Below are 20,032 nucleotides of genomic sequence, written 5' to 3'. Positions count from 1 at the left end.
GATTGGGAGAATTGGCGCCTATCGGCAGTCAATCAACCGATAATCGGTATAATTAGCCGAGCGTGCCGGCTTCTGTCGCCATCCGCGAGAACTCGGTCCTGAGACGCGCCAGCGCGAAATCGGCAAATGCACGAACCTTCGGCACCGACATGCGGCCCTGTGGTGCAAGTAGGTGTACCGGCATCGGCGGATGCTCGGCGTCGGCCAGCACGATTTTCAGCCGCCCATCGCTGACATAGCGCGCGACGTGATAGGAGTAGAGCCGGGTCAGGCCGGTACCCGCAGCGGCAGAGTCGAGCGCGGCACGCACACTGTTGACGATGCACCGCGGTGTGAACTGCACCGTGCGCGGGATCAACGAGCCTTCGGCCGGCGTGAATGTCCAGGAATCGAGGCCGAAGTTGGTGAAGGCGACGATCTGGTGTTTGGCGAGATCGGCCGGCTCATCGATCCGCGGATGGTTGGCAAGATAGCGAGGCGAGGCGACGACCACGCGCCGGACATCGCCGCCGATCCGTGTCGAAATCAGCGAAGAGTCGGCGAGATGGCCGATGCGCAGCGCGATATCGACGCCCTCGTCGACGAGGTTCACGAAGCGGTCGAGCAGGAGAAGCCTGGCTGATACCGCCGGATAGAGGTTGAGGAAGTCGTCGAGGATCGGACGCAGGAGCTCCTCGCCAACGATCGGTGGTGCGGAGATCGTCAGCGTGCCGCGAGGGGCCGCACGTTCGCCACCTGCGAGCATATCGGCCTCTTCGAGATCGATCAGCACCCGCCGGCAGGCGGCCGCATAGCGCTGGCCGGCCTCGCTGAGCTTCAGCGATCGTGTCGTTCGATGCAGCAACTCGACCCCGACATGGGCTTCAAGCAAGTTCAGGGCGCGGCTGACGGCCGTCGGCGATCGCTGCAGCCGCCGGGCCGCGGCTGCGAGGCTGCCTTCGTCGACAGCAGTCACGAAGACTTTCATGGCGTCGATACGATCCATTCTGCCGACTTTCGCGATGATGGTTGCCAATTGGCAAGCATTCACCCGTGGCTTGGCAGAAGTAAAGGGTCGGCTCTCTCTCGTCAGCGGGGTCAAGGCCACGTTCCGAGGAGCGGGTGATCAATTTACAAAGAGTTTTTCGATCAGGTCGGATGCCGAGCCCTGCCAAAGCTCTCCCTTACCGGTGCCCGCCCAAAGAGAGAGGAAGTCTGCCGACCCCTTTGCCGCGGATGCTCCCCGGATATCGCGTGTGAACTTGTTCTGAGCGGGGAAGGGCATCACGGCGGCGGCGTCCACCTCGTTCATGAAGCGGTTCTCGATGCCACGGGCAAACCGGCCGGAGAAGGCGCGCGTTGTCCGCGTTATGCGCTCCTGACCTTGGAGTGCCGAGCGATAGGGCGCCGAGGTTCCGGCTTCGCTGGTTGCGAGGAAGGCCGTCCCCATCTGCACCGCACCGGCGCCCATTGTGAGGGCAGAGCGGATGTCCGCAGCCGTCATGATGCCGCCGGCCGCTATCAACGGTACCTTCACCCTAGGGAGGGTTTGGGTCAGCAGGTCATGAAGTCCGATTTCACTGTCCGGGGCCCCGGGGTCGAAAATGCCGCGATGGCCACCAGCCTCAAAGCCCTGGAGGGTAATCGCGTCGACGCCGCTCTCTTCGAGCGCCTCTGCTTCCGCCGGTGTCGTCGCCGTGCCGATGATCAGCATTCCGGCCTTGCGCGCAGCTCGCATGTGCTCGGCAGGCAGCACGCCAAAGACGAAGCTGAGGACTGCCGGCTTGGCCTTCAGCACGGCCTCGAACTGCTGGGCGAAATTCTCTTCGTAAGGTGCCACGAATTGCGGCGTCGGCAGATCCAATTCGGCGCGGTATTTCGCCGTCGCCGCCAAGGCCCGCTCGACCATTGCAGCCTCGATGCGCGGCTGCGGGTGCTGGATGAAAAGGTTGATCGCAAAAGGACGCTCTGTGCCTGCGCGAACCTTCTCGACGAACTCGGTGATCGCCGCCTGGCCCGAATAGGCTGCACCGATCGAACCCAGCGCTCCTGATGCCGATGATGCGATGACGAGTTCCGGCGAAGAGGGGCCGCCGGCCATCGGTGCGACGATCAGCGGGTGTTTCAGGCCAAGTTTCGCCAGGGGATCCAGCATGTTCGATATCCTCATGAATGTGCGTTCCTCTCCCGCCGGCTGCGCGCAGGCTGAGGTGGGCGGCAACCGTGGACAGACGCGTCGTCGCATTAGATCGCTCCGGCATCCCGCGGGGCCATAAAGGAAACCAGGAGTGGCCAGAGGTCAATTGTCCAAAGGTTGCACTGGCGAACGGGTGACTGCGTCTGTGGAGAGTTGCAGCGAGATCGATTGACTGGCACTGTCGGTGCGTAACGAAGTTGTCTCCAAGAGGCCCCTGATGTCGCGACAGACGGACGCGCAAGATCCACCTCCAGGTCTGGTGGAACATTATCGGCCGGTACAGCTCAAGGCCGTGCTCGCCGCCTTTGCGGTGAAACATCGCGAACCTCCACCATCTCCGCCGGAGGAACGTTTCCACGGATCGCAATTGCCGGAAGGTTTTCACCTGCCGCAATCGGTCTACGACGACGAGTAGCTCTGCGCAGAGGATTTGACGGCTTGTAGCTTTGGTGCGCAGTCGGGTTCGACGAGCAATTGCTTCGTTCGACACCGGGCTGCCTTCGTGTCGATCTCGACCAATCCGAACGCCACGAACTCTTGAGCACACTATGCAGCGGCAAGCACCCGGCGCACAAGCTCAAGCGGGCGCAAATCGAGCCCGATCGGCGAGGCGCTCGAGGTGCGTCGGCGGGGCGGCATCGCTTCCTGTGCGGTGCCGCCAGGGGTTTGTGTCGACCGTTACACCAGCGGGTGGGAGAGATCGACTTTTGTCGATTCCGAGCTCGTCGCTGAGCCGCTCACGCCGATGTCTCCCAGGGATTGATCACAGATGCGTCAGTGTCTTCAAAATCCTTGACGTTGCGCGTGACGAGGATCAGGTCGTGGACGATCGCAGTTGCGGCGAGGAGCCCGTCAATATCGCCACGCGGCCGGATTGCGGCGATGCGGCCCCATTCGACGGCGATCTGGTCGGTCACCGGCAGGATGCGGTCGCCGTGGTCGTGGCGCAGCTTGCGCAGCCATTCGGTGAGGTGAGCAGCGGCCTTCGGATCCGACTTCTGCTTCAGGGCAATGCCGCGCATGATTTCGCCGAGGGTCAGTGCGCTCAGATGGACACTGAGCGGATCGACCGAGCGCAACCAGGCAACCGCCTGCGGCGTGCCGCGCCGCGCCTCCGAAACGATGTTGGTATCAACCAGATACATCAGAAGGCCACGTCGCGGCTTGGTGTCTTGACGCGCGCCTCGACCGCATCGGCGAGCTCATCGTTCCAAGGCGGGCCGCCGAGTAGATCGTCGACCAGCGTCGGTCGGCCGGCGCGCAGAGCGTCATAGTCATGGGCGGACAGCACCACCGCCGCGCGCTCGCCACGCAGCGTGACAATCTGCGGTCCCTCGTGTCGGGCCTTCTGCACCACTTTCGAAAAGTGGTTCTTGGCGTCCTGCAACTGCCATTCCATTATTGTGCTCCAAACTAGCTAGGCTGTCTAGCTATATACACCCGCCCTCTATCGGATGAAAGCACAATTTTCTACCGATCGAGGGTGGGAGGACGAAGCGGCGTTGCGCGATCCCGCGCTATTGCTGATGGCTGGCGCTATGGGCGCTCGGGGGCAGGGGGCGCATGCGAGCCCCGTTGGTTCGTTCGGTGCTGGATCTGATTGGGGCGAAGGTTGCCTTCGTGACGATGGTGACCGTCGCGCCGAATAAGCCGAGAGGCTTCGACGGCGAGCCGCAGTATGCTCAAGAACTCGTCGCGTTCGGGTTGATCGGGATCGACACGAAGGCAGCCCTGCGTCGCGCGAAGCGTCGAATAGCTCATCGAACCCGACGACCCACCAAGGCCAAAACCCGCCAAATCCTCTGCGCAAAGCGACGAGAGCAAGACCAGGTGTCGCATCCGCGATCAGGTCGTTCCCAGGGTCCAGCCCATGCCGACAAGCGCGCAGGCAAGCAGCGTCGTGATGACCGAGGCGTTGAAGCGGAAGATCGCCGTGCCGGCGGCAACTGTCAGCAGGAGCGATGGCATGACCAGCGACCGCAGCGCCGGGATGTCGAGCGCGAACGGCCCCAATTGCCAGGGCACGAGCTCCGCAAACAACGTGTGCAGGCCGAACCAGACCGCGAGGTTGAGGATCACGCCGACGACGGCAGCCGTGATTGCCGACATGGCGCCTGTGAGCGCGATATTGCTCCGCAGTCGCTCGATGAACGGCGCCCCGAGGAAGATCCAGAGGAAGCAGGGCACGAAGGTCACCCAGGTGGTCAGTATCGCGCCCAGTGTCGCCGCCGCCATCGGATGGAGCGCGCCCGGATCGCGGTAGGCGCCCATGAAGCCAACGAACTGCACCACCATGATCAGCGGCCCAGGCGTCGTCTCGGCCATGCCAAGGCCGTCGAGCATCTCGCCCGGCTTCAGCCAGCCATAATGCTGGACCGCTTCCTGGGCGACATAGGCGAGCACAGCATAGGCGCCGCCAAAGGTGACGACCGCCATCTGGCTGAAGAACAGGCCGATCTGGCTGAAGACGCTCTCCCGGCCGAGGACGATGACGAGCAGCGCCAACGGTAAGAGCCACAACGCAAGCAGGACTCCGGAGATCCGAAGCGACCATGCAAGATTGGGGCGTGCGTGAACAGGGATTTCTTCGCCGAGCGCGGAGTCCTCGTCTCTCAGAAATGCGCCCGTGCCACCCTTGTGTCCGCCGCCGATGCGAAAAAGCGGCGAGCCGACGCGGGCCCCGACATAGCCAAGCACGCCGGCTGCCAGGATGATCAGCGGGAAGGGAACGCGAAAAAAGAAAATGGCGATGAAGGCGACCGCCGCGATGCCGACCATCATCCGGTTCTTGAGGGCCCGGCCGCCAATGCGGAAGACGGCCTGGACGACCACGGCGAGCACGGCGGCCTTGAGGCCGAAGAACAGCCCTTCGACGACGGTGACATTGCCGAAGGCGGCGTAGACGTAGCTCAAGCCCAGGATCGCCAGGAAACCGGGAAGCACGAAGAGAAGGCCGGCAACGAGGCCGCCGGCGGTGCGGTGCAGGAGCCAGCCGATGTAGACGGCAAGCTGCTGCGCCTCGGGTCCAGGCAGCAGCATGCAGTAGTTCAGCGCATGCAGGAAGCGATGCTCGCCGATCCAGCGCTTCTCATCAACGAGGATGCGGTGCATCACCGCGATCTGCCCGGCCGGGCCCCCGAAGCTCAGCGCCGCAATGCGCGCCCATACCCGCGCCGCTTCGCCGAACGAAATGCCGTGGCTTTGCCCGTGCCGCGCCACATCGGGCGCGGCCTTGTCAGCGATATCGGTCATCTCAGAGATCCTTTTTCGGTGAAGGCCAGTTGTGCGTCTCGTTGGTCGCGTCCCGGCACCAGCGATAGAAGGCGTCGTAGAGCAGCATCCCTGCTTCCAGTTGCTCCAGGTCGTCGGCGTACATGCGCGAAAGACCGAGAGAGGCGGCGAGCAGACCCGGTGCCTCGGGCGCAAGCTCGAGACGGGCGGTGTCGGCGCCGCGCACGATGGTCGCGAGCCGCAGCAGCGGGGCGGTTGCCAAGCCGAATTGCTCGACCATGACATCGAAGGTGCAGAGTTCGCCGCGGTGGCTCCAGCGGATCGGGGCATCGATATCGAAGGGCGTGGCGCCGAAACGCTCGCCGACCAACTCGACCTCGGACGGCGCGACATACAGGAACACCGCTTTCGGATCGACGAAGCGGCGGATCAGCCAGGGGCAGGCGATACGGTCGATCTTCGGTCGCGCCCGGGTAACCCAGATGGTCCGTCCATTGGTGTCCCGTTCCGGGATGGCAGAAGCCGGCACGGCCGGATAGCCAGCGCCGATCCAGGCCTCGAAACCGCCTTCGAGCACGTCGGCAGCAATGCCGGCATTGCGAAGCCAGGCTGCAACGCCATGGCTGAGCTTCTTGCCCTGTTGGCAGATGATGATTGCCGCTGCCCGGTCGACATCCTTCATCCAGTCCTGCACCCGGCGATAGTCACGCCGGTGGGAACCTGGGACGAGGCGTGGATCGGCATCGAAGTCTTCGTCGATCCTGACATCGATCAGTACGGGACAATTCGGCGTGCCGATGAGGCGGGAGAGTTTTTCCGAGGATATTTCGAGAAATGACGACATGACGCGTCCTCCGGATGAGCGGTTGAATGGACGCGATTCTTCGGCTGGCGCCTCATGGGGTGATCGCACCCCCATGCATGAAGTTTTCCGCTCTTTGAGCAGACTGTCAAGCCGACGGTTGAGAATGGAAAGCCAGTCCACCGTGCTGAGTGCGGAAGGGCCACCGCACTCAGCACGCGGATGCTCGGCGTGTTCGGGCTATTTGCCGGCATCCTTGGCTGCGGTCTCGATGATCTCGGCAACCTTTTCCGGCTGCGAGGCAAAGACGGCGTGGCTCGCCTTGATTTCGCTTACCTTGCTGCCGGCTCGCTTGGCCATGCTTCTCTCAAGGTCCGGATTGATGGCGCGATCTTCGGTTGCCACGATCGCCCAGCTCTTCTTCGTCCTCCAGGCGGGATCGCCCGCCTTGGCAGTGAAAACTTCCTTTGCGGCAAAGACCTGCGACTTCGCTGCAAAAGCGGCCTCCGTTTTGGGAAGGTCGGCGGCGAAATCAGCAGCAAACGCTGCCGGGTCGAGATAGAAGTATTTGCCATCGGTGGTTTCCTTGATGCTCATCGCCGCCGGCGGCGTCGAACCGGCAAGTGCTGCCAAGTCCTCGCCCTTGTCGGGCTGAAAGGCTGCGACGTAGACCAATCCTTCGACCTTCCGGTGATGGCCGGCTTCGCTGATCACCATGCCGCCGTAGCTGTGCCCGACGAGCAAGGTCGGTCCGTCCTGCAGGTCCAGAACACGGTTCGTCGCCTCGACGTCGGCCGCAAGCGAGGTTAGCGGTTCCTGCACCACCGTTACGTTGTAGCCGCGCCGCGCCAGGATATCGCCGGCCTGCCGCCAGCCCGAACCGTCGGCAAAGGCGCCGTGCACGATGACAATGTTCTTGATGTCCGCGGCCTGGGCAGCGAAGGCGACAACACTCGTTGCGAACGCAAGAGCAATGGTTGGGAGAATTCGGCGGCGCATGCGATCGTTCCTTCCGGGTTCGTGAGGCGATGATCGCAATCTGGTCCGGCGAGGTATCCCGGATATGTCGGCCCCCGCCATCAAATGTACCGCAATGTAGCGAAAAGCGATCGATCCCTTCTCGCCTCGCCCAAGGCTCAGATCGCGGCAATTGGCCCGCGAAAACGGCTCCGGATCTTGTCTTTGATCGGCTTCCAAGTTCCTTCGATACCGTACCGGTCCACGCAAGGTCCTCGTCGATCTACAGGCGTCGTTGCAACTGGTGGTAGTGGATTCGGTTCTGGGCAAACTGGCGAAGCGCGAAGTATCCGGAACATTAGGAAAGCAAAATGGTTTGGGCGGCAGTGCGGATAAACAAGTTGGAGAGTTCTAATGACCAATATCCTCATCAAAAGTGCCTTGGCCTTGAGCCTTGGTACCGTGGGCATTCCAGCCTTCGCCCAGACAGAACAGCCCGCCCAAGGGCAATCGACCGAGTGTCCTGCGGGGACCAAATGCCCGAAGGGTGGTGGTACGGAACAGAACCAACAGCCCGACACTCAAGGTTCCACACAGTCTAAGACGCAATCACAGGATCAACAGGATTCGAATGGCGTGCAGATGGGTACGGGACAGAAACAGCCTGACACCCAAGGCCAGACACAGCAAGGTCAAAGCACCGAACAACAGAAGACCCACCGAAAGAAGACCGGTGCAGCCGAGAGCCAAACGCAGGAGCAGAGCGGCACGACCCAACAGAACAATGCAAGCCAAACTCAGAAATCCGGAAGCGGACAGAGCGGCAACGAGCAGCCTACACAACAGGGTGAAGCCAACAAGTCTGGTCAAGGCAAGTCCAACTCGTCAACGACCAACGTGACCGTAGAACAGAAGACCGAAATTACGCAGGTCATCAAGGAAGAAAAGGTCAGACCCGTTGACGTCGATTTCGACGTTTCGGTCGGCGTCGTTGTGCCTCGGACCATCAAGGCCAAGCTGCAACCGCTGCCGCGTCGCATAGTGCAGATCGTGCCCGCATACCAAGGCTACCTTTACTTCGTCCTTGCCGATGGTCGGATCGTCATTGTTGATCCATCTTCGCTGGAGGTTGTCGTGGTCATTGCCTGACCGGTCGTTCGGGCCGGCTGGCAGCCAGCCGGCCCGTCTCTTTGGCCGCCATTGCGGCCAGAATTGTCTGGGGCTTCGGAACTTAGGGGGCAATCCTTAAAAATCGGACGCTCAGCCCGGGTCGGCCAGCGGCTCGGCGTCGTCCTGACGCTGGCGTTTTCTGCGGCCTTTCGTCTTGATCTCGACTGCGAGATCATCGAGATATTCGAGCGCCTCACCGGCAGCGATTGCGGAGGTGGTACTGCCGTCGTCAACGGCCTCCCGCAGGTCGTTTCGCGCCTCTTCCACCGTCTTCTCGATGAACCGATGCGGATCCTGGCTGTGAGACGCCGCCCATCGCAGCAACCGACACATCAGCCTCTCATTCACGCGCATCGCAGTAACGGCCTGGCTCAGCATCAGGTTCATTTTTTGAGCTTTCTCGACCTTTATCTTCCGGGACATGAGTGGTCTCTCCACTGTTCTGCGCGTGATGTTTGTGTCCTTAATCGAACATTTGCGGGCTGAAGAGGTTCCGTGATCTTTCCGTCACGGTTGCGCCGGATGCTGGTGCGGAACATTTGGTCGCGACGGCGGTTTGACGGCTTCAACCAGAGGAGAACGGTCGTGCCCCGCGGAGACAAACGGACAAACACTGAGGACCATCAACGCAAGACTGGCCATGGTAATGAACCGGAACGCGAACCGTCATTGCAGAAGGGTGGACAAATCAGCGTGGACGCCTCTGTGCGACGTTCCAAGGCAGATCGCTCGGCGTCTCCGAAGAAGGCGGCCGAGACGCGTAAACCGATAGAAGATCGCAGCTCGCGCTGACGCTCACGTCCCTCCTGAAAGTGGTTTTGAGCTTCCGCAGAGCGGAACATTTTGAGAGTTCGGACGTACTTGCTGGGCCGGGCAACACGAATCCGCCAATCAATGCCCGGTCGGAAGCGAGCAATCCGATGCCGTCACGCCCCTTCGACGAGGACGCAGTCGCCGACGATGTCCTTCGGGCCAGGTTGGCTGCGATCGTGGAATCGTCCTTCGATGCGATTATCAGCAAAGATCTGGACGGCACTGTGCGCACATGGAACGGTGCCGCGGAGCGGATGTTCGGGTACATGGCCGACGAGATGATGGCGCAATCGATCCTCACCATTATCCCGCCGCATCTGCATGGTGAGGAGCAGAGGCTGCTCGAACGCGTGGGACGAGGAGAGCGGATCGACACGTTCGAGACGGTACGGCAGCGCAAGGACGGAAGTTATGTTTCCGTGTCGCTGACGGTCTCGCCCATTCGAAACGGCGTGGGCAAGATCGTGGGTGCGTCGGTGGCCGCCCGCGACATTACATCGAACAAAGAGAAAGAACGTCGCATTCGCCTTCTCCTGCGTGAGGTGAACCACCGGGTTCGCAACCAGTACGCCATCATCCTTGCGATGATCAGGCAGAGCGGCAGTGAAGCATCCAACGCAGCCACTTTCCAAAAGCGGATCGAGGAGCGTATCTGGGCACTGGCAGCCTCCCACGATCTGATTGCCTCCGCCGACTGGAAGGGGGTCGATCTCGGTGGTCTCGTCGAGACTCAAATGGCGCCCTTTCATCCGGGCGATACCTACGAGGTCGCCGGGCCCTCCCTTGCGTTGACGCCAGTCGCGATCGAGAACCTCGGCATGGCGATCCACGAGTTGGCACTGAATTCGCTGCACAACGGCGTCCTGAAAGAGCGAGCCGGAGCGATCTCCGTGCAATGGGCACTTGCCGAACGGGGGCCGATCCGAGGCTTCTCGATCACATGGGAAGAGCGGGTGGCGCCGGGAAGCAAAAGCCCGAGCCTTCCGCAAACCGGCTTCGGCGCAGTTGTGCTCAGGCGCAGCGTTGCGCAAGCGCTGAGCGCGACCGTGGACATTCTCTGCGGCGACGGAATGCTCCGGTGGCGATTGGCAGGACCTGCGGGTCGTTTCCTGGAGCCACACCAGGCCGCGACTGAGCCGCGCCCGACCGATGGGGCATAGCGGCTCTAGCGGCTCTGCGGCTCGCGCAGTCACTCAGCGAGGTGCTGGCGGCGCTCGTTCATGAATTTGTCGAGATCACTGCGCGCCGGCCCGACCCGGCCGAAAATCTCGCGTGCGACCAGAGGCGTCAAACCGTATTTCGCAATGAATTCCGCAAGGTCGTAATGGCCGTAATAGACCGCCTCCGACGGATTGATGATCCTGGCGCGCCCTCGTTTGGCAGGTGCAGACGGTTTGCTTCCATGGGAAGCGGGCTGGTGCTGTGCCATCTCGATCTCCTGGTGTCGTGCGACGTCGGTGTTTGCGGTTCGCAACCCACGCCGACCCGTGGCGCTGCGTCAGCGCCCAAGTGTTCAAACGTCCATTTTGTTCCCTCCCGAAAGCTTTGGAGCGCGACAATCCTGAGGTTTCGACGCCCCCCGATGCACTATTGAGACCTGGCGGCGGTCGTTCCGGCCGAAGGGTTGAGACGTGTGTTCCTCGGGTGCAATCAGCCGGTGCTGGCCGGGATTGCTTGCCCGGATTGCGCCATCAGGGACGCGGCCGCAGCCGATCCCGTTCGGCATCTATTTCGCCGTCCGTCCAAGGTCGGCCAGCCTCATCGAAACGTTCCCAGCCCGTCTGCTCGTAGGCGGCGCGGCGCTCTGCGGGGTCCACGCTCGCCCGCCCGAGGATAGCCTGAACGCGGTAGGCCATCGGTTCGTCGAGAACACGGGCAATCACCAGTGTGCCGCCACGGCGTATCCCCTCCGCGTAGAAATGGGCGTCCTCTTCATAAATGCCGGCATCAATCAGCCCGCCGATGATGCCGCCCACCGCGCCGATGGAAACGGCGCCGGCGGCGGCCCCTGCGAGCGTCGCTACCAGCCAACCGGCGGCAACGACGGGACCGATCCCTGGAATGGCCATCAGGCCAAGGCCCGCCGACAGTCCGAGAGCGCCTCCGGTGACCGCGCCGACGGCTGCTCCAGTTCCGGCACCCTCGACAGCGCGGCTTTCGTCTGCATGCCGGCCGCCCACATTATTGGCGATGATGCTTATGTTCTCGGAGGGAACGCCCGCCTGCTCCATCTCAGTGACCGCTGCGCGTGCGTCGGCGTAGTCGTCGAACAATCCTGTCACCGTTTGCATTCGAAACCTCCTTATCGCTGCCGGCGGCACTGGCTCACCCAGAAACTCCGCAGATTCTCTTGGCCCAACCGACTGTTGTTTCTTTGGTTCCGGTCGGTTGGTCTCCGGCGGTTCGGGGCCAGACGTAGCGGCGAGGCTACGGTCGGGCGGATGAGCCCAAAGATCCCCGGTTACGAGAGGCGGTCGTCGTGTCGTCAGTCGATCTTTCCCATCAACGCCGTGCCCAGACTGCCCATGGCGAACGAGGCGCCGAAGGCAAAGATCTGCATGAAGAGGGCGAGGGGTTCGATTGAGCCGCTGTGGCCAAGCGCCTCCGGGTTTCGGGCGACGATCACCAGGGCGGTGATGGCGCCCAGCAGGAAGCCGGACGACAGATGCCAAAAGAGAAAACGCAACAACATGGGCATTTCTACCTCCGCGGACGAGAGGCGAGGGCCTTCGGCGACAAGCGCTGTCGCGAGCAACGGTCAATCGGAATTGATCGCCTCGCGGCTCACGCGTTCCTCCAGCCTCGCCAGGTAGGATTGCAGGCGGAGAAGCTTCTTCCGATTGTCGGCAACGAACGCCTTGATCACCTTGGAGCGGTTCATGGCGGGAGCCACGCCAACGACTTCGCTCGCGTCCGCAAGGATGTCGTCGATCTCGTGTTCGAGTTCTCTCGTCATTTGCCGCAACATTGCCAATTGCTCTTCGAGCGGATGTGCATCCGCATCTGCATCGAGATATGCCTGGTTATGCCGTCCAGCATCGAGCGTCACCGTTTCCTTGCGCATCACCGTGCACTCCTCCGGCAGCCGAACCGGTCTACGCGCAATTGGTTCCCGGGCTTTGATTTCGCAGGGGATAGCGTGCAGCCGGAATGCTGCGATTGAGCTTCGTTGTTATCCGGCCATGAGCTTGAGAGCCTCCGGATCGCGGACGCCCGATCGAAACAGTTCGATGACGCGCGCCGCAAGGGTTTGCGCGCGCGTGTCCGCGGGCGAAATGTTCTTCTCTCTCAACAGTTGATTGAGCACGTCTTGCAGCATCGCCATCTCCTGTGGACGGATGACTGCGCTTCGATCTTGCCCGTTGGTGTTCATGGGGGTTTCTCCTGGAGAAGCCCCTCCAACTTGCGCCCCGCGATTTTGTTCCTGCGAAAGGATTTTTGCCATGCCTCGCCAACGCGGCTTTGGATAGGCGGGATCACCGAAATCGATTTACGCTTGCGGTGCCCGTTTAGGTCCGGCTGCTTTTGCCGCCCAATGGGCGCTGAAACGGATATAGCAGGCCTCATGCTGCCATTCTGCGGCAGCTTTCGGCGCAGCGCCGACACGCTTCGACGCAACTTTCCATGTTACCAAGATGCATGCAATCATCCGCACACTCTTGGCAGAGGTCCGCGCAAATCCGGCAGACTTGCCGGTGGTGTTCGGTGCCAATCATCATCAACCGGGCTGACGCCTGGCATAGCTCGGAACAGGAGAGAATGAGCCGAAGATGCCGCGGCTCCACATGTTTTCCCCCGAGTTCGATGCACCGTTGCATGGCGGTGTCCAGGCATTCACGATGGCAAACGAGGCAATCGTCGATGCATTCGTTCATCTCGGACATCGGGTTGTCGTACATGGTTCCGTCCTCCTGCTGGGCACATCGATCCTGCGAGAAATGTTTCGCGTGCTCCCGTTGAACCAAGCGCCGACAGGAAAGGTTCCCGATGTGGGCGCAAGCCCGCCATTGCATCGCCCGGGCACTCGACGCGTTAAGGTGACGTCTTGAAGCCGCCCATGGACTTATCTGCTCTTCCTCGAACGGCGTCGTCTTAGAAATCGGACGAACTGGGTTTCGTCCGCCCGAAGCCCCGCAAGAGGCTTCGGGTTGGCGCCGCCTTTCGGGATTGTTTCGCCAGGATGCGAAAGAGCAAGCACGGCGGGATGGACATAGCTCTTGCGGCAGACGGCGGGTGTGTTGTGAAGGACGTTTGCTGCCGCTTCGCACATTTGTTTGATTGTCGGGCGCCTGCCTTCATTGAGGGCTTGTCGCGCGACGGCAAAGGCAGCAACGCTTCCCGCCCAGGTTCTGAAGGTCTTGGCAGAGATCTGGGTGCCGGCGATCTCGGCGAGGTAGCGATTGAAACGGCCGGACTCGATCGGCTGTGCCTTGCCGTTAGACCCCACGCAAACGAAGAGTTGTCTCCCGGGAAGTTCAGCAATTTCCTCCAGAATTCGTTGCAATCTGGGATTGCGCAGGCGTCTGCGGATACGCTGCCCGCCCTTGCCCCTGAAGTTCAGTTCAATGCAATCGTCGCGGATCTTGAGATGCCGCTTGAGAAGCGTGACGGCGCCGTAGCTGCCGTTCTGCTCGACATAGTTGGCACTCCCGATGCGAAGCGGTGCCTGATCGAGCAGCGCAGCCAGCGTGGCAAGGACTGTGATCGGATCGTCGATCGGCCCGCTCATATGCTTGCGGATCGTTCGGCGCATCCGCGGCAGTGCTTTGGCAAAGGCAGGAAGCTGGTCGTATTTGGCGCGGCTTCGCAATTCCTGCCAGGCATCGTGGTAGCGGTATTGTTTCCGGCCGCGCGCATCGTAACCCGTCGCCTGCAGGTGGCCGTTCTTGTTCAGGCAAATCCACACATGTTCGTAGGCTGGCGGCAATCCAAGCGCTTCAATGCGCTCAATGATACTGGGGTCTTTCAAGGGTTCGCCGTTTGGGCGTCGATAACAAAAGCCGTTGCCGATGCGCGACCGGCTGTAGCCCGGTTCCTTGTCGGAAACATAGACAAGGTCGTGCTCAGCCGGTGTCACGCTCTGGCCTGTGCCCAATCAGACCCGCCCCATCAACAGGAGCACCACCAGGACGACGACCAGAACGCCGAACAGGCCGGACGGGCCGTAGCCCCAATTCGCAGAATAGGGCCACGCGGGAAAAGCGCCGACCAGCAGCAGAATCAGGATGATCAGCAGTACGGTTCCAAGCATCTTTCAGTCCTTCCGCTATTCGCTCCCTGAATCACCAGACTTCGATGACTTCACGGGTCTGCGGGTTGATCAGCACTCTGCGGTCATTGAGCACTACGTAGCCGTAGGCAGGCTGATTTGGGATCGTATGGACCTCGACGGTATCGGGAAGGCGGGTGCCAACGACCAGATCGCCCTGATAGACGACCGAAGGGCTGCTCTGCTCAAGAACGTAGGTCTTGACTTCACCGGGCACGACGACGGTTGCGGTCTGCGCGACGGCGACACCACCGAAGGACAGGCCCGCAAACACACTTGCCAGGATTATTTTCTTCATGATCAAGCCTCCTAACTGGTGTGGACTAACCGACGATTGCGAGAATGGTTCCGAAATGCAGCCGATAGCGGCAGGCCGAGCGGGTAGGGTGAGGACTACTTTCGCCCGTGCGACTGTCGTGCCGCACGGGTGCCGAGATCACGATTGTCAGCGGCAGAGCATCCGCAACCTATCTGCGGGAAACGTCTCGCTTTTCGAACTTCGGCGAAGGGGCCTGTTCGACGAATTGCGATCGATGACCCCAACTTTGCCCGGAACCCGTCGTCGTCCTCCGAGTTTATTTATCGAACAGGAGGAACCAATGGTGAAAACGATCGAAACGAACGTCGACGCTGGTGCCGGACGTGACTTCGAATGTCAGTTGGCAATGAGCGATCAATTTCGGCTGCTGACGGAATTCGCCGAACATGCCGGGTGGTCCTGGGACGAAATCGCCATGGCCTTGCTGGAGTTGACCGACGACTATGTCGCCGCCATGCGCACGCCATTGGAACCTGCCGTGGCGCACGCCAGGTTCGTTCCCAAAAGCAATACGCGGCATTAAGTTGGTGTCACCAGAGCATCCCTCTAAAAAGAGCAGGCGCTCCTGTCGAACCCCGTGTCACGAACTCAGCTCGACTTCTTTGGCTGCATACTCCTTAGGTATGATGTTCGATACCTATTTCAAAGTAGAGGACACGGAGGAACTACTTCCTTTTTCATCCGCAACACCCCAATTTGATCGTATTCCGGAGACGCCTTTTGCAGTAGTCTCTAATATATTGGTTGTTGTAGAGTAAGCGCGTTTCGTAAAATTTTTTAGCGGAGAGTCTCTGTCAAGTTAATGTGGTGGAACGATCTCCAAGTATAAACCGAAGTATTTTTATGACCTGGTAGCGCAGCCCTGGTGGTTTCATTGCGACTCGTGGGTTGAATATTTTCAGGTCTGGGGGAAATGTAATTATGATCTTAAAAAAGTCGAATGGAAAGCAATTAGCTAACGATACCTTCCACTTGTCCGGTAAACATTTCGAAACCGTCGAAGCGGGCCCGGAGGCGGCATCACAACGGGAGCGCCTGCTGGTTATCATCGACGGTCGCGCGCTTGACCGACAATGCCTGGCGCAGAGCATCGTCGCCCACAAGGCGGAGCTGCGTGTGCTGGCCTTTGGATCAATCGAGGAGTGGAGACAGCGACACAGCCAATGGCCTCAACTGTCCGCGATCCTGCTGAACATTGGCGGGAGAAGAATTTCTGAGCCGGCCGTCGCCGAAGAAATTCGCAGGTTGTCGTCCGATTTTGAGCCGGCGCCCGTTATCGTCCTGGCAGACACAGACGAACTTAGCCAGATCATGAAGGCGCTTGAATGCGGGGCGAAGGGCTACATTCCGTCCTCCGTCAGCATCGATGTGTGCATAGAGGCCGTCTACCTTGCTTTGGCCGGTGGCACATTCGTTCCTGCCAGCAGTGTGTTCGCCATGCGCCAGTTGCTGGAAACGGGCAGCACGGCCGCGCGTCCGCTCGCCGGAATGTTCACGGCGCGCCAGGCGGAAGTGGTCGAAGCCCTGCGACGCGGAAAGGCCAACAAGATCATCGCCTACGAACTCAATCTGCGCGAAAGCACAGTCAAGGTTCATATCCGCAATATCATGAAGAAGATAAAGGCGACGAACAGGACCGAGGTCGCCTACAAGATAAACGATCTGTTCCCTGCGGATCCGCCAGTCGACGGCATGGAACAACGGTATCGCTGACTGGACGTGTCGCACGCTTGGTGCGGGACCAAGAACGAAGCCCCATGGCCTCGGTGTTTTGGGCTAACCGGACTGGGTCGAGGCACGTCGCTTGCATAAGTAAAGGCTTCCGTTTATTGTAAGAGTTCAGCTCGTTCAGCCGAGTGCGCGTGAGGTTACGTTGGTATCCGATCGGCGCCGAAAAAAAGAAACGCACTGGAAATGCAGGGAATACTCACCTGCAGTGCGGTAGCATACTAAAAATTTCCTTTAAGATATTCTCGCTCACAACTCAGCGTGAGCCGTCGGCCGCCGCGAAGGTCCGGCACCCTGAAGATCCTTTCCCGCAACGCAACGCCGGTTCGCAAGTATCTTGCTTGATCGAGCCATGTGCATCGTCGCCCGAGCAATCATTGCTTCAAATCTCTCTCCTCCTGCTGATTGCGTCGATCTGGTTTCCGGGCGCCACGCGGATTGCCGGAACGGATGGATCGCTTTCCTTCCTGCTGGCGCTGTTTTGCGCCGTCGTCGGCGTGGCATCGTATGGCGAGCTGGGAAAGCGCATTCACCGCACCGAGGCGACCTTGGCGACAGCATTGCTCACCACCGCAGCCCTGATCATCGTTCTGTCCCTGTTGTCTATGCTCCACGCCGACAATCCGATGCGAGCCATGCGAGCAATCTTCGCGCAGATCTTCGGTTTCGCCACGATCCCGGCGGTTGCCGCCCTGTCCACCAGGCCGAATGGACAGGTTTTGCTCGACCGGCTGGTGACGGCAATGGTCGTCATGAGTGTGGCAACGGCGTGCCTCGTCGTCGGCGGCCTCGGTGGAGCCAAGTTCGCCGACAGGGCGGAAGGCTACTTCAAGCATTCAAATCAGTTGGGCATCGCGCTTTCGGCTGGCCTGCCACTTGTCGCCGCCCGCTTGGTCACGACCCGCAAACACCGATTGCTCCTTGCCGGTTGTATGGCCGCCGTACTTCTTGGCCTGGTGAAATCAGGCTCCAAAACCAATTTCGTCGTCGGTGTCATTGGGCTCGGTCTCTTCTTCGCCTTGTATGCAATCTATCTCGCGGTGAGACGACAGCGCCCCCTGACGGTCGTCGCCGGCGTGATAGCGGCACCAGTGGCGCTCCAGATGGCGCTGGTCATCCTGCAATCCCTCAATCCGCGGGCATATCGGCTGTTGATGACCCAGGTGTCCGGCGGCGAGGCTCATTCCATGGTGTCGCGCGAGCGGCTTTGGACCATCTCGATCAACCTGGGTCTCGCGCATCCGTTCACGGGCGTCGGCGCGGGCCAACCGATCGGCGATATCGCTCCCCATAGCCACAACCTCTTCATCGAATATTTCCGCACCCTCGGCGTGCCCGGCGTCGGACTGATCACCATCATGGTGCTGCTCGTCGTCATATTGCTCGTCAGTGCCGTGGTTCCCACGCTGATGGGGCAAGGCGAGAGCAGGCATGCGACCGTCATCAATGTCATGCTGCTCGGATCGGCGGTCTGTGTCTGGAACTATCTGGTGGCAAACCAGATGAGCGATTCTTTCGGCCCGTCAACGGCGCCATTCTTCTGGATCCCGCTCGCGCTACTGATCGCCTATCGCAGCATGCAGCGATCGCCGGTGCCAGCAGAGGTGGACCGGAGCCGGGTGACTTACGACCGGCCGATGCCGGCCGCGGCGCGGACATTGGAGATATGAGGGTGGCCGGCGTGGATCTGGATCCGGCGGCTCCGAAGAAGCCGGGTGCGATGGCTGGCGGCGAACCGCGAAGCATCGGCGGCGACGCGCTGCCGGCAGGCATTCGTTTCATTGAGTTCTTCGGTCTTCCGGGCATCGGCAAGACCACGGCTTCCCGCCTGTTGGCTGACCGATTGCGAAGCGCTGGCGCCATCGTCGACGAAAAAAGGACGACATGGGAAGACAAGGCGCTCGTCGCGCGGCAATTCAATCGCCTCAACCTCGTCCTACCAAGACTGCGCCACAGCGACTTTCGCTCGATAGCATCGCGCATTGCAAGGTTCGTTGCCGAGGGCGGGCAGGAGGCGCCTGTCGACCTCCTGCGTTGGACCTGGTGTCTCTGGTCGGTCGCCGCCTATATGGCCGACGAGCGATCAAAGGGCGACAAGGTCACGGTCTTGGATCAGGGGCTGCTGCAGGGGTTCTGGTCCGTTCTGCTGAAGAGCCGTCACAGAGGTACCTCCGAGCACTGGCTGGATATCATGGCCGCGATCGGGCTCGACGACATCGTCTTCGTCGAGTTGCGCGGTGGCATCGATCTTGCGCGAAATCGGATTCGGAGCAGGGACGATCGCGCTTCTCGCCTTCAGCGGCAAGCTCCGACGGGTGAGGGGGCGCTCTGGACCAAGGCGGAACGCGCCTATTGCACGATCGCTGCCGACCTCTGGCGACGACAGAACGCAGCGCACAGCATGCCTATGCTTGCCGTCGTGGACATGAGCGCCTCCGCCTCGCCCGAGGAGGTGGCGGACAAGACGCTGCAGGCCGTGCTTCTGACCTATGAGCGCAGACAAAGATCCATCGAACCGGGGAGCCACTGAACGTGAAACTCGATCGACGGTCATTCATACGCCTCGCCGGTGCCGGTCCCGCCCTCGCATTGTTAACCGGTTCGGGCGTCACGAATGACCGGCAGACTTCGGTCGATGAAGACGACCTGGATGGCGCACGCATCGTGCTGAGTGGCGAATACGGCTATGCACAGAAGACCATTCGCGACCTTCCACCTGAAACCACCGTCGATGCCACACAGGCCCTCTTCACTGTTGCCAATAGCCGGAACGCGGCTCCGAACGCGGTCCTCGGCTGCGACATCGGTATGCAGCCGGTCAACCCCTATCCGATCGTCCTTCGCAATTGCCCCGGCGTTCATTTCGTTGGCGGCCGCATCAATGGCGAAGTGCCGCTTCAGTCGGATTGGGCCAACACCTATTGCAACAGTGCCGGTTTGCTCATCCGAGACGGAACGACACGACCGACGATCGAAGGTGTGCGGGCGCGCCGATGCTGGGATGGCATCCGCTTCACCGACCAGGCGAGCGGCTTTCATCTCAAGAGCTGCTGGCTGAGCGAAATTCGAGATGATGCCGTGGAAGACGATTACCTTCTCGGGGGCGTCATCGAGGATTGCCTTTTCGACGGCTGTTTTTCAGGCGTGAGCCTCGACCCGGCATCGAATGATCGCGACGGGCGCGAAGAAGTGGTGACGATCGATCGGTCGCTGATCCGGATGCAAGCCTTCCTGGCCAAAGGGGACATAACGCATCAATCCCCCGTCAAAGCGTCCGAGGTCTCTCCGAAGCTGAAAATTACCAATTCGGTCTTCGCGTTTTCCTCCGCAAAGATGCGAGGATTTCGGCGATTGGAGCGAACTTGGCAAAGAGTGTTTGAAAGCCACGGCAACACGCTTTTGTGGCTCCCGGACGATCCGATTCCGCCGGAACTGCCGCTTCCGCCCGAGGGCTTTGATCTGCTGACCGGCAATGAGGCCCGCGACTATTGGAACAAGGCCCGTCGACAGTGGATCAGTGCCCATCCGGACGTCGCCCGCTTTGCCGATGACGAGCTGTGACGCGAT

At 60.9% G+C, this 20,032-nt stretch carries 25 protein-coding genes; 8 read left to right on the top strand and 17 right to left on the bottom strand.

Annotated elements, in window-relative coordinates; translation table 11 throughout:
• Positions 1-52: 52 nt before the first annotated feature.
• Both ACQ5BM_RS08770 and ACQ5BM_RS08765 read right to left on the bottom strand, forming a co-directional pair.
• The gene (locus tag ACQ5BM_RS08770; RefSeq protein WP_429810132.1) at positions 53-985 is read right to left on the bottom strand and encodes a LysR family transcriptional regulator; all 933 of its coding nucleotides are present in this window, start codon (positions 983-985) and stop codon (positions 53-55) included.
• Positions 986-1,105: 120 nt separating this feature from the next.
• Entirely contained in the window at positions 1,106-2,134 is a 1,029-nt protein-coding gene (locus ACQ5BM_RS08765) for an NAD(P)H-dependent flavin oxidoreductase (protein WP_429810131.1), read from the bottom strand.
• A gap of 259 nt (positions 2,135-2,393) precedes the next feature.
• On the opposite strand from ACQ5BM_RS08765, the gene ACQ5BM_RS08760 reads away from it, so the two are divergent.
• The gene (locus ACQ5BM_RS08760) at positions 2,394-2,591 is read left to right on the top strand and encodes a hypothetical protein (protein ID WP_429810129.1); all 198 of its coding nucleotides are present in this window, start codon (positions 2,394-2,396) and stop codon (positions 2,589-2,591) included.
• 322 nt (positions 2,592-2,913) lie between these two features.
• On the opposite strand, the gene ACQ5BM_RS08755 is transcribed toward ACQ5BM_RS08760, so the two are convergent.
• The 5 genes from ACQ5BM_RS08755 to ACQ5BM_RS08735 form a co-directional block, all read right to left on the bottom strand.
• Positions 2,914-3,321 (bottom strand): type II toxin-antitoxin system VapC family toxin, encoded by a 408-nt coding sequence (locus tag ACQ5BM_RS08755; RefSeq protein WP_429810127.1) that lies wholly within the window; start codon positions 3,319-3,321, stop codon positions 2,914-2,916.
• Positions 3,321-3,575 carry a type II toxin-antitoxin system Phd/YefM family antitoxin gene (locus ACQ5BM_RS08750; protein ID WP_429810125.1) on the bottom strand — a complete coding sequence of 85 codons (255 nt, stop codon included), beginning with the start codon at positions 3,573-3,575 and terminating at the stop codon, positions 3,321-3,323. Before ACQ5BM_RS08750 ends, ACQ5BM_RS08755 begins: the two co-directional genes overlap by 1 nt.
• 446 nt (positions 3,576-4,021) lie before the next feature.
• Entirely contained in the window at positions 4,022-5,428 is a 1,407-nt protein-coding gene (gene chrA, locus ACQ5BM_RS08745) for a chromate efflux transporter (protein ID WP_429810123.1), read from the bottom strand.
• A gap of 1 nt (position 5,429) precedes the next feature.
• Positions 5,430-6,251, bottom strand: coding sequence for a chromate resistance protein ChrB domain-containing protein (locus tag ACQ5BM_RS08740; RefSeq protein ID WP_429810121.1), 822 nt, complete (start codon positions 6,249-6,251; stop codon positions 5,430-5,432).
• Between the two features lie 198 nt (positions 6,252-6,449).
• On the bottom strand, positions 6,450-7,208 hold the full coding sequence (locus tag ACQ5BM_RS08735) for an alpha/beta fold hydrolase (protein ID WP_429810119.1): 759 nt from the start codon (positions 7,206-7,208) through the stop codon (positions 6,450-6,452).
• Positions 7,209-7,580: 372 nt separating this feature from the next.
• Between ACQ5BM_RS08735 and ACQ5BM_RS08730 the strand changes: the two genes are divergently transcribed.
• Positions 7,581-8,315, top strand: a complete 735-nt coding sequence (locus ACQ5BM_RS08730) for a DUF1236 domain-containing protein (protein WP_429810118.1) — start codon at positions 7,581-7,583, stop codon at positions 8,313-8,315.
• A 111-nt stretch (positions 8,316-8,426) separates the two neighbouring features.
• On the opposite strand, the gene ACQ5BM_RS08725 is transcribed toward ACQ5BM_RS08730, so the two are convergent.
• Positions 8,427-8,723, bottom strand: coding sequence for a hypothetical protein (locus ACQ5BM_RS08725; protein WP_429810116.1), 297 nt, complete (start codon positions 8,721-8,723; stop codon positions 8,427-8,429).
• 431 nt (positions 8,724-9,154) lie between these two features.
• Between ACQ5BM_RS08725 and ACQ5BM_RS08720 the strand changes: the two genes are divergently transcribed.
• A complete protein-coding gene (locus ACQ5BM_RS08720; protein ID WP_429810114.1) occupies positions 9,155-10,309 on the top strand; it encodes a PAS domain S-box protein in 1,155 nt (384 codons plus the stop codon).
• A gap of 29 nt (positions 10,310-10,338) precedes the next feature.
• On the opposite strand, the gene ACQ5BM_RS08715 is transcribed toward ACQ5BM_RS08720, so the two are convergent.
• From ACQ5BM_RS08715 to ACQ5BM_RS08680, 8 genes are all read right to left on the bottom strand, one after another.
• The gene (locus tag ACQ5BM_RS08715; protein WP_429810112.1) at positions 10,339-10,578 is read right to left on the bottom strand and encodes a hypothetical protein; all 240 of its coding nucleotides are present in this window, start codon (positions 10,576-10,578) and stop codon (positions 10,339-10,341) included.
• Between the two features lie 262 nt (positions 10,579-10,840).
• Positions 10,841-11,440 (bottom strand): hypothetical protein, encoded by a 600-nt coding sequence (locus ACQ5BM_RS08710; RefSeq protein ID WP_429810111.1) that lies wholly within the window; start codon positions 11,438-11,440, stop codon positions 10,841-10,843.
• Positions 11,441-11,634: 194 nt separating this feature from the next.
• Positions 11,635-11,847, bottom strand: a complete 213-nt coding sequence (locus tag ACQ5BM_RS08705; protein ID WP_429810110.1) for a hypothetical protein — start codon at positions 11,845-11,847, stop codon at positions 11,635-11,637.
• Positions 11,848-11,907: 60 nt separating this feature from the next.
• Positions 11,908-12,213 carry a hypothetical protein gene (locus tag ACQ5BM_RS08700; RefSeq protein WP_429810108.1) on the bottom strand — a complete coding sequence of 102 codons (306 nt, stop codon included), beginning with the start codon at positions 12,211-12,213 and terminating at the stop codon, positions 11,908-11,910.
• Between the two features lie 108 nt (positions 12,214-12,321).
• Entirely contained in the window at positions 12,322-12,594 is a 273-nt protein-coding gene (locus ACQ5BM_RS08695; RefSeq protein WP_429810106.1) for a hypothetical protein, read from the bottom strand.
• 618 nt (positions 12,595-13,212) lie between these two features.
• On the bottom strand, positions 13,213-14,226 hold the full coding sequence (locus ACQ5BM_RS08690) for a DNA topoisomerase IB (protein WP_429810104.1): 1,014 nt from the start codon (positions 14,224-14,226) through the stop codon (positions 13,213-13,215).
• A gap of 18 nt (positions 14,227-14,244) precedes the next feature.
• On the bottom strand, positions 14,245-14,400 hold the full coding sequence (locus ACQ5BM_RS08685; protein ID WP_429810102.1) for a DUF3309 family protein: 156 nt from the start codon (positions 14,398-14,400) through the stop codon (positions 14,245-14,247).
• Between the two features lie 31 nt (positions 14,401-14,431).
• Positions 14,432-14,716 (bottom strand): DUF1236 domain-containing protein, encoded by a 285-nt coding sequence (locus tag ACQ5BM_RS08680; RefSeq protein WP_429810100.1) that lies wholly within the window; start codon positions 14,714-14,716, stop codon positions 14,432-14,434.
• A 301-nt stretch (positions 14,717-15,017) separates the two neighbouring features.
• Between ACQ5BM_RS08680 and ACQ5BM_RS08675 the strand changes: the two genes are divergently transcribed.
• The 4 genes from ACQ5BM_RS08675 to ACQ5BM_RS08660 all read left to right on the top strand — a co-directional run bounded on the left by ACQ5BM_RS08675 (position 15,018) and on the right by ACQ5BM_RS08660 (position 18,995).
• Positions 15,018-15,260 (top strand): hypothetical protein, encoded by a 243-nt coding sequence (locus ACQ5BM_RS08675; protein WP_429810099.1) that lies wholly within the window; start codon positions 15,018-15,020, stop codon positions 15,258-15,260.
• A gap of 398 nt (positions 15,261-15,658) precedes the next feature.
• Entirely contained in the window at positions 15,659-16,450 is a 792-nt protein-coding gene (locus ACQ5BM_RS08670; protein ID WP_429810097.1) for a LuxR C-terminal-related transcriptional regulator, read from the top strand.
• Positions 16,451-16,593: 143 nt separating this feature from the next.
• The gene (locus ACQ5BM_RS08665) at positions 16,594-18,135 is read left to right on the top strand and encodes an O-antigen ligase family protein (protein WP_429810095.1); all 1,542 of its coding nucleotides are present in this window, start codon (positions 16,594-16,596) and stop codon (positions 18,133-18,135) included.
• 2 nt (positions 18,136-18,137) lie between these two features.
• The gene (locus ACQ5BM_RS08660) at positions 18,138-18,995 is read left to right on the top strand and encodes a hypothetical protein (RefSeq protein ID WP_429810094.1); all 858 of its coding nucleotides are present in this window, start codon (positions 18,138-18,140) and stop codon (positions 18,993-18,995) included.
• A 62-nt stretch (positions 18,996-19,057) separates the two neighbouring features.
• Here ACQ5BM_RS08660 and ACQ5BM_RS08655 read toward each other — a convergent pair whose 3' ends face one another.
• On the bottom strand, positions 19,058-19,504 hold the full coding sequence (locus ACQ5BM_RS08655) for a hypothetical protein (protein ID WP_429810092.1): 447 nt from the start codon (positions 19,502-19,504) through the stop codon (positions 19,058-19,060).
• Positions 19,505-19,543: 39 nt separating this feature from the next.
• Between ACQ5BM_RS08655 and ACQ5BM_RS08650 the strand changes: the two genes are divergently transcribed.
• A complete protein-coding gene (locus ACQ5BM_RS08650; RefSeq protein WP_429810090.1) occupies positions 19,544-20,026 on the top strand; it encodes a hypothetical protein in 483 nt (160 codons plus the stop codon).
• The last annotated feature ends 6 nt before the right edge of the window (positions 20,027-20,032 follow it).

This window comes from Ensifer sp. B1-9 (assembly GCF_050474445.1).
Classification (GTDB): Bacteria; Pseudomonadota; Alphaproteobacteria; order Rhizobiales; family Rhizobiaceae; genus Ensifer.
The sequence above is the reverse complement of the archived record's forward strand: the minus strand, read 5'-3'. Positions and strand labels throughout refer to the sequence as shown.

Bases quoted from the DNA above. Each gene is read 5' to 3' on its own strand.
- ACQ5BM_RS08740 (WP_429810121.1), bottom strand. From the start codon at position 6,251: ATGTCGTCATTTCTCGAAATATCCTCGGAAAAACTCTCCCGCCTCATC.
- ACQ5BM_RS08715 (WP_429810112.1), bottom strand. From the start codon at position 10,578: ATGGCACAGCACCAGCCCGCTTCCCATGGAAGCAAACCGTCTGCACCT.
- ACQ5BM_RS08750 (WP_429810125.1), bottom strand. From the start codon at position 3,575: ATGGAATGGCAGTTGCAGGACGCCAAGAACCACTTTTCGAAAGTGGTG.
- chrA (WP_429810123.1), bottom strand. From the start codon at position 5,428: ATGACCGATATCGCTGACAAGGCCGCGCCCGATGTGGCGCGGCACGGG.
- ACQ5BM_RS08700 (WP_429810108.1), bottom strand. From the start codon at position 12,213: ATGCGCAAGGAAACGGTGACGCTCGATGCTGGACGGCATAACCAGGCA.
- ACQ5BM_RS08730 (WP_429810118.1), top strand. From the start codon at position 7,581: ATGACCAATATCCTCATCAAAAGTGCCTTGGCCTTGAGCCTTGGTACC.
- ACQ5BM_RS08760 (WP_429810129.1), top strand. From the start codon at position 2,394: ATGTCGCGACAGACGGACGCGCAAGATCCACCTCCAGGTCTGGTGGAA.
- ACQ5BM_RS08705 (WP_429810110.1), bottom strand. From the start codon at position 11,847: ATGCCCATGTTGTTGCGTTTTCTCTTTTGGCATCTGTCGTCCGGCTTC.
- ACQ5BM_RS08735 (WP_429810119.1), bottom strand. From the start codon at position 7,208: ATGCGCCGCCGAATTCTCCCAACCATTGCTCTTGCGTTCGCAACGAGT.
- ACQ5BM_RS08765 (WP_429810131.1), bottom strand. From the start codon at position 2,134: ATGCTGGATCCCCTGGCGAAACTTGGCCTGAAACACCCGCTGATCGTC.
- ACQ5BM_RS08675 (WP_429810099.1), top strand. From the start codon at position 15,018: ATGGTGAAAACGATCGAAACGAACGTCGACGCTGGTGCCGGACGTGAC.
- ACQ5BM_RS08770 (WP_429810132.1), bottom strand. From the start codon at position 985: ATGGATCGTATCGACGCCATGAAAGTCTTCGTGACTGCTGTCGACGAA.
- ACQ5BM_RS08755 (WP_429810127.1), bottom strand. From the start codon at position 3,321: ATGTATCTGGTTGATACCAACATCGTTTCGGAGGCGCGGCGCGGCACG.
- ACQ5BM_RS08725 (WP_429810116.1), bottom strand. From the start codon at position 8,723: ATGAACCTGATGCTGAGCCAGGCCGTTACTGCGATGCGCGTGAATGAG.
- ACQ5BM_RS08710 (WP_429810111.1), bottom strand. From the start codon at position 11,440: ATGCAAACGGTGACAGGATTGTTCGACGACTACGCCGACGCACGCGCA.
- ACQ5BM_RS08670 (WP_429810097.1), top strand. From the start codon at position 15,659: ATGATCTTAAAAAAGTCGAATGGAAAGCAATTAGCTAACGATACCTTC.
- ACQ5BM_RS08695 (WP_429810106.1), bottom strand. From the start codon at position 12,594: ATGGCAAAAATCCTTTCGCAGGAACAAAATCGCGGGGCGCAAGTTGGA.
- ACQ5BM_RS08685 (WP_429810102.1), bottom strand. From the start codon at position 14,400: ATGCTTGGAACCGTACTGCTGATCATCCTGATTCTGCTGCTGGTCGGC.
- ACQ5BM_RS08680 (WP_429810100.1), bottom strand. From the start codon at position 14,716: ATGAAGAAAATAATCCTGGCAAGTGTGTTTGCGGGCCTGTCCTTCGGT.
- ACQ5BM_RS08655 (WP_429810092.1), bottom strand. From the start codon at position 19,504: ATGAAAGCCGCTCGCCTGGTCGGTGAAGCGGATGCCATCCCAGCATCG.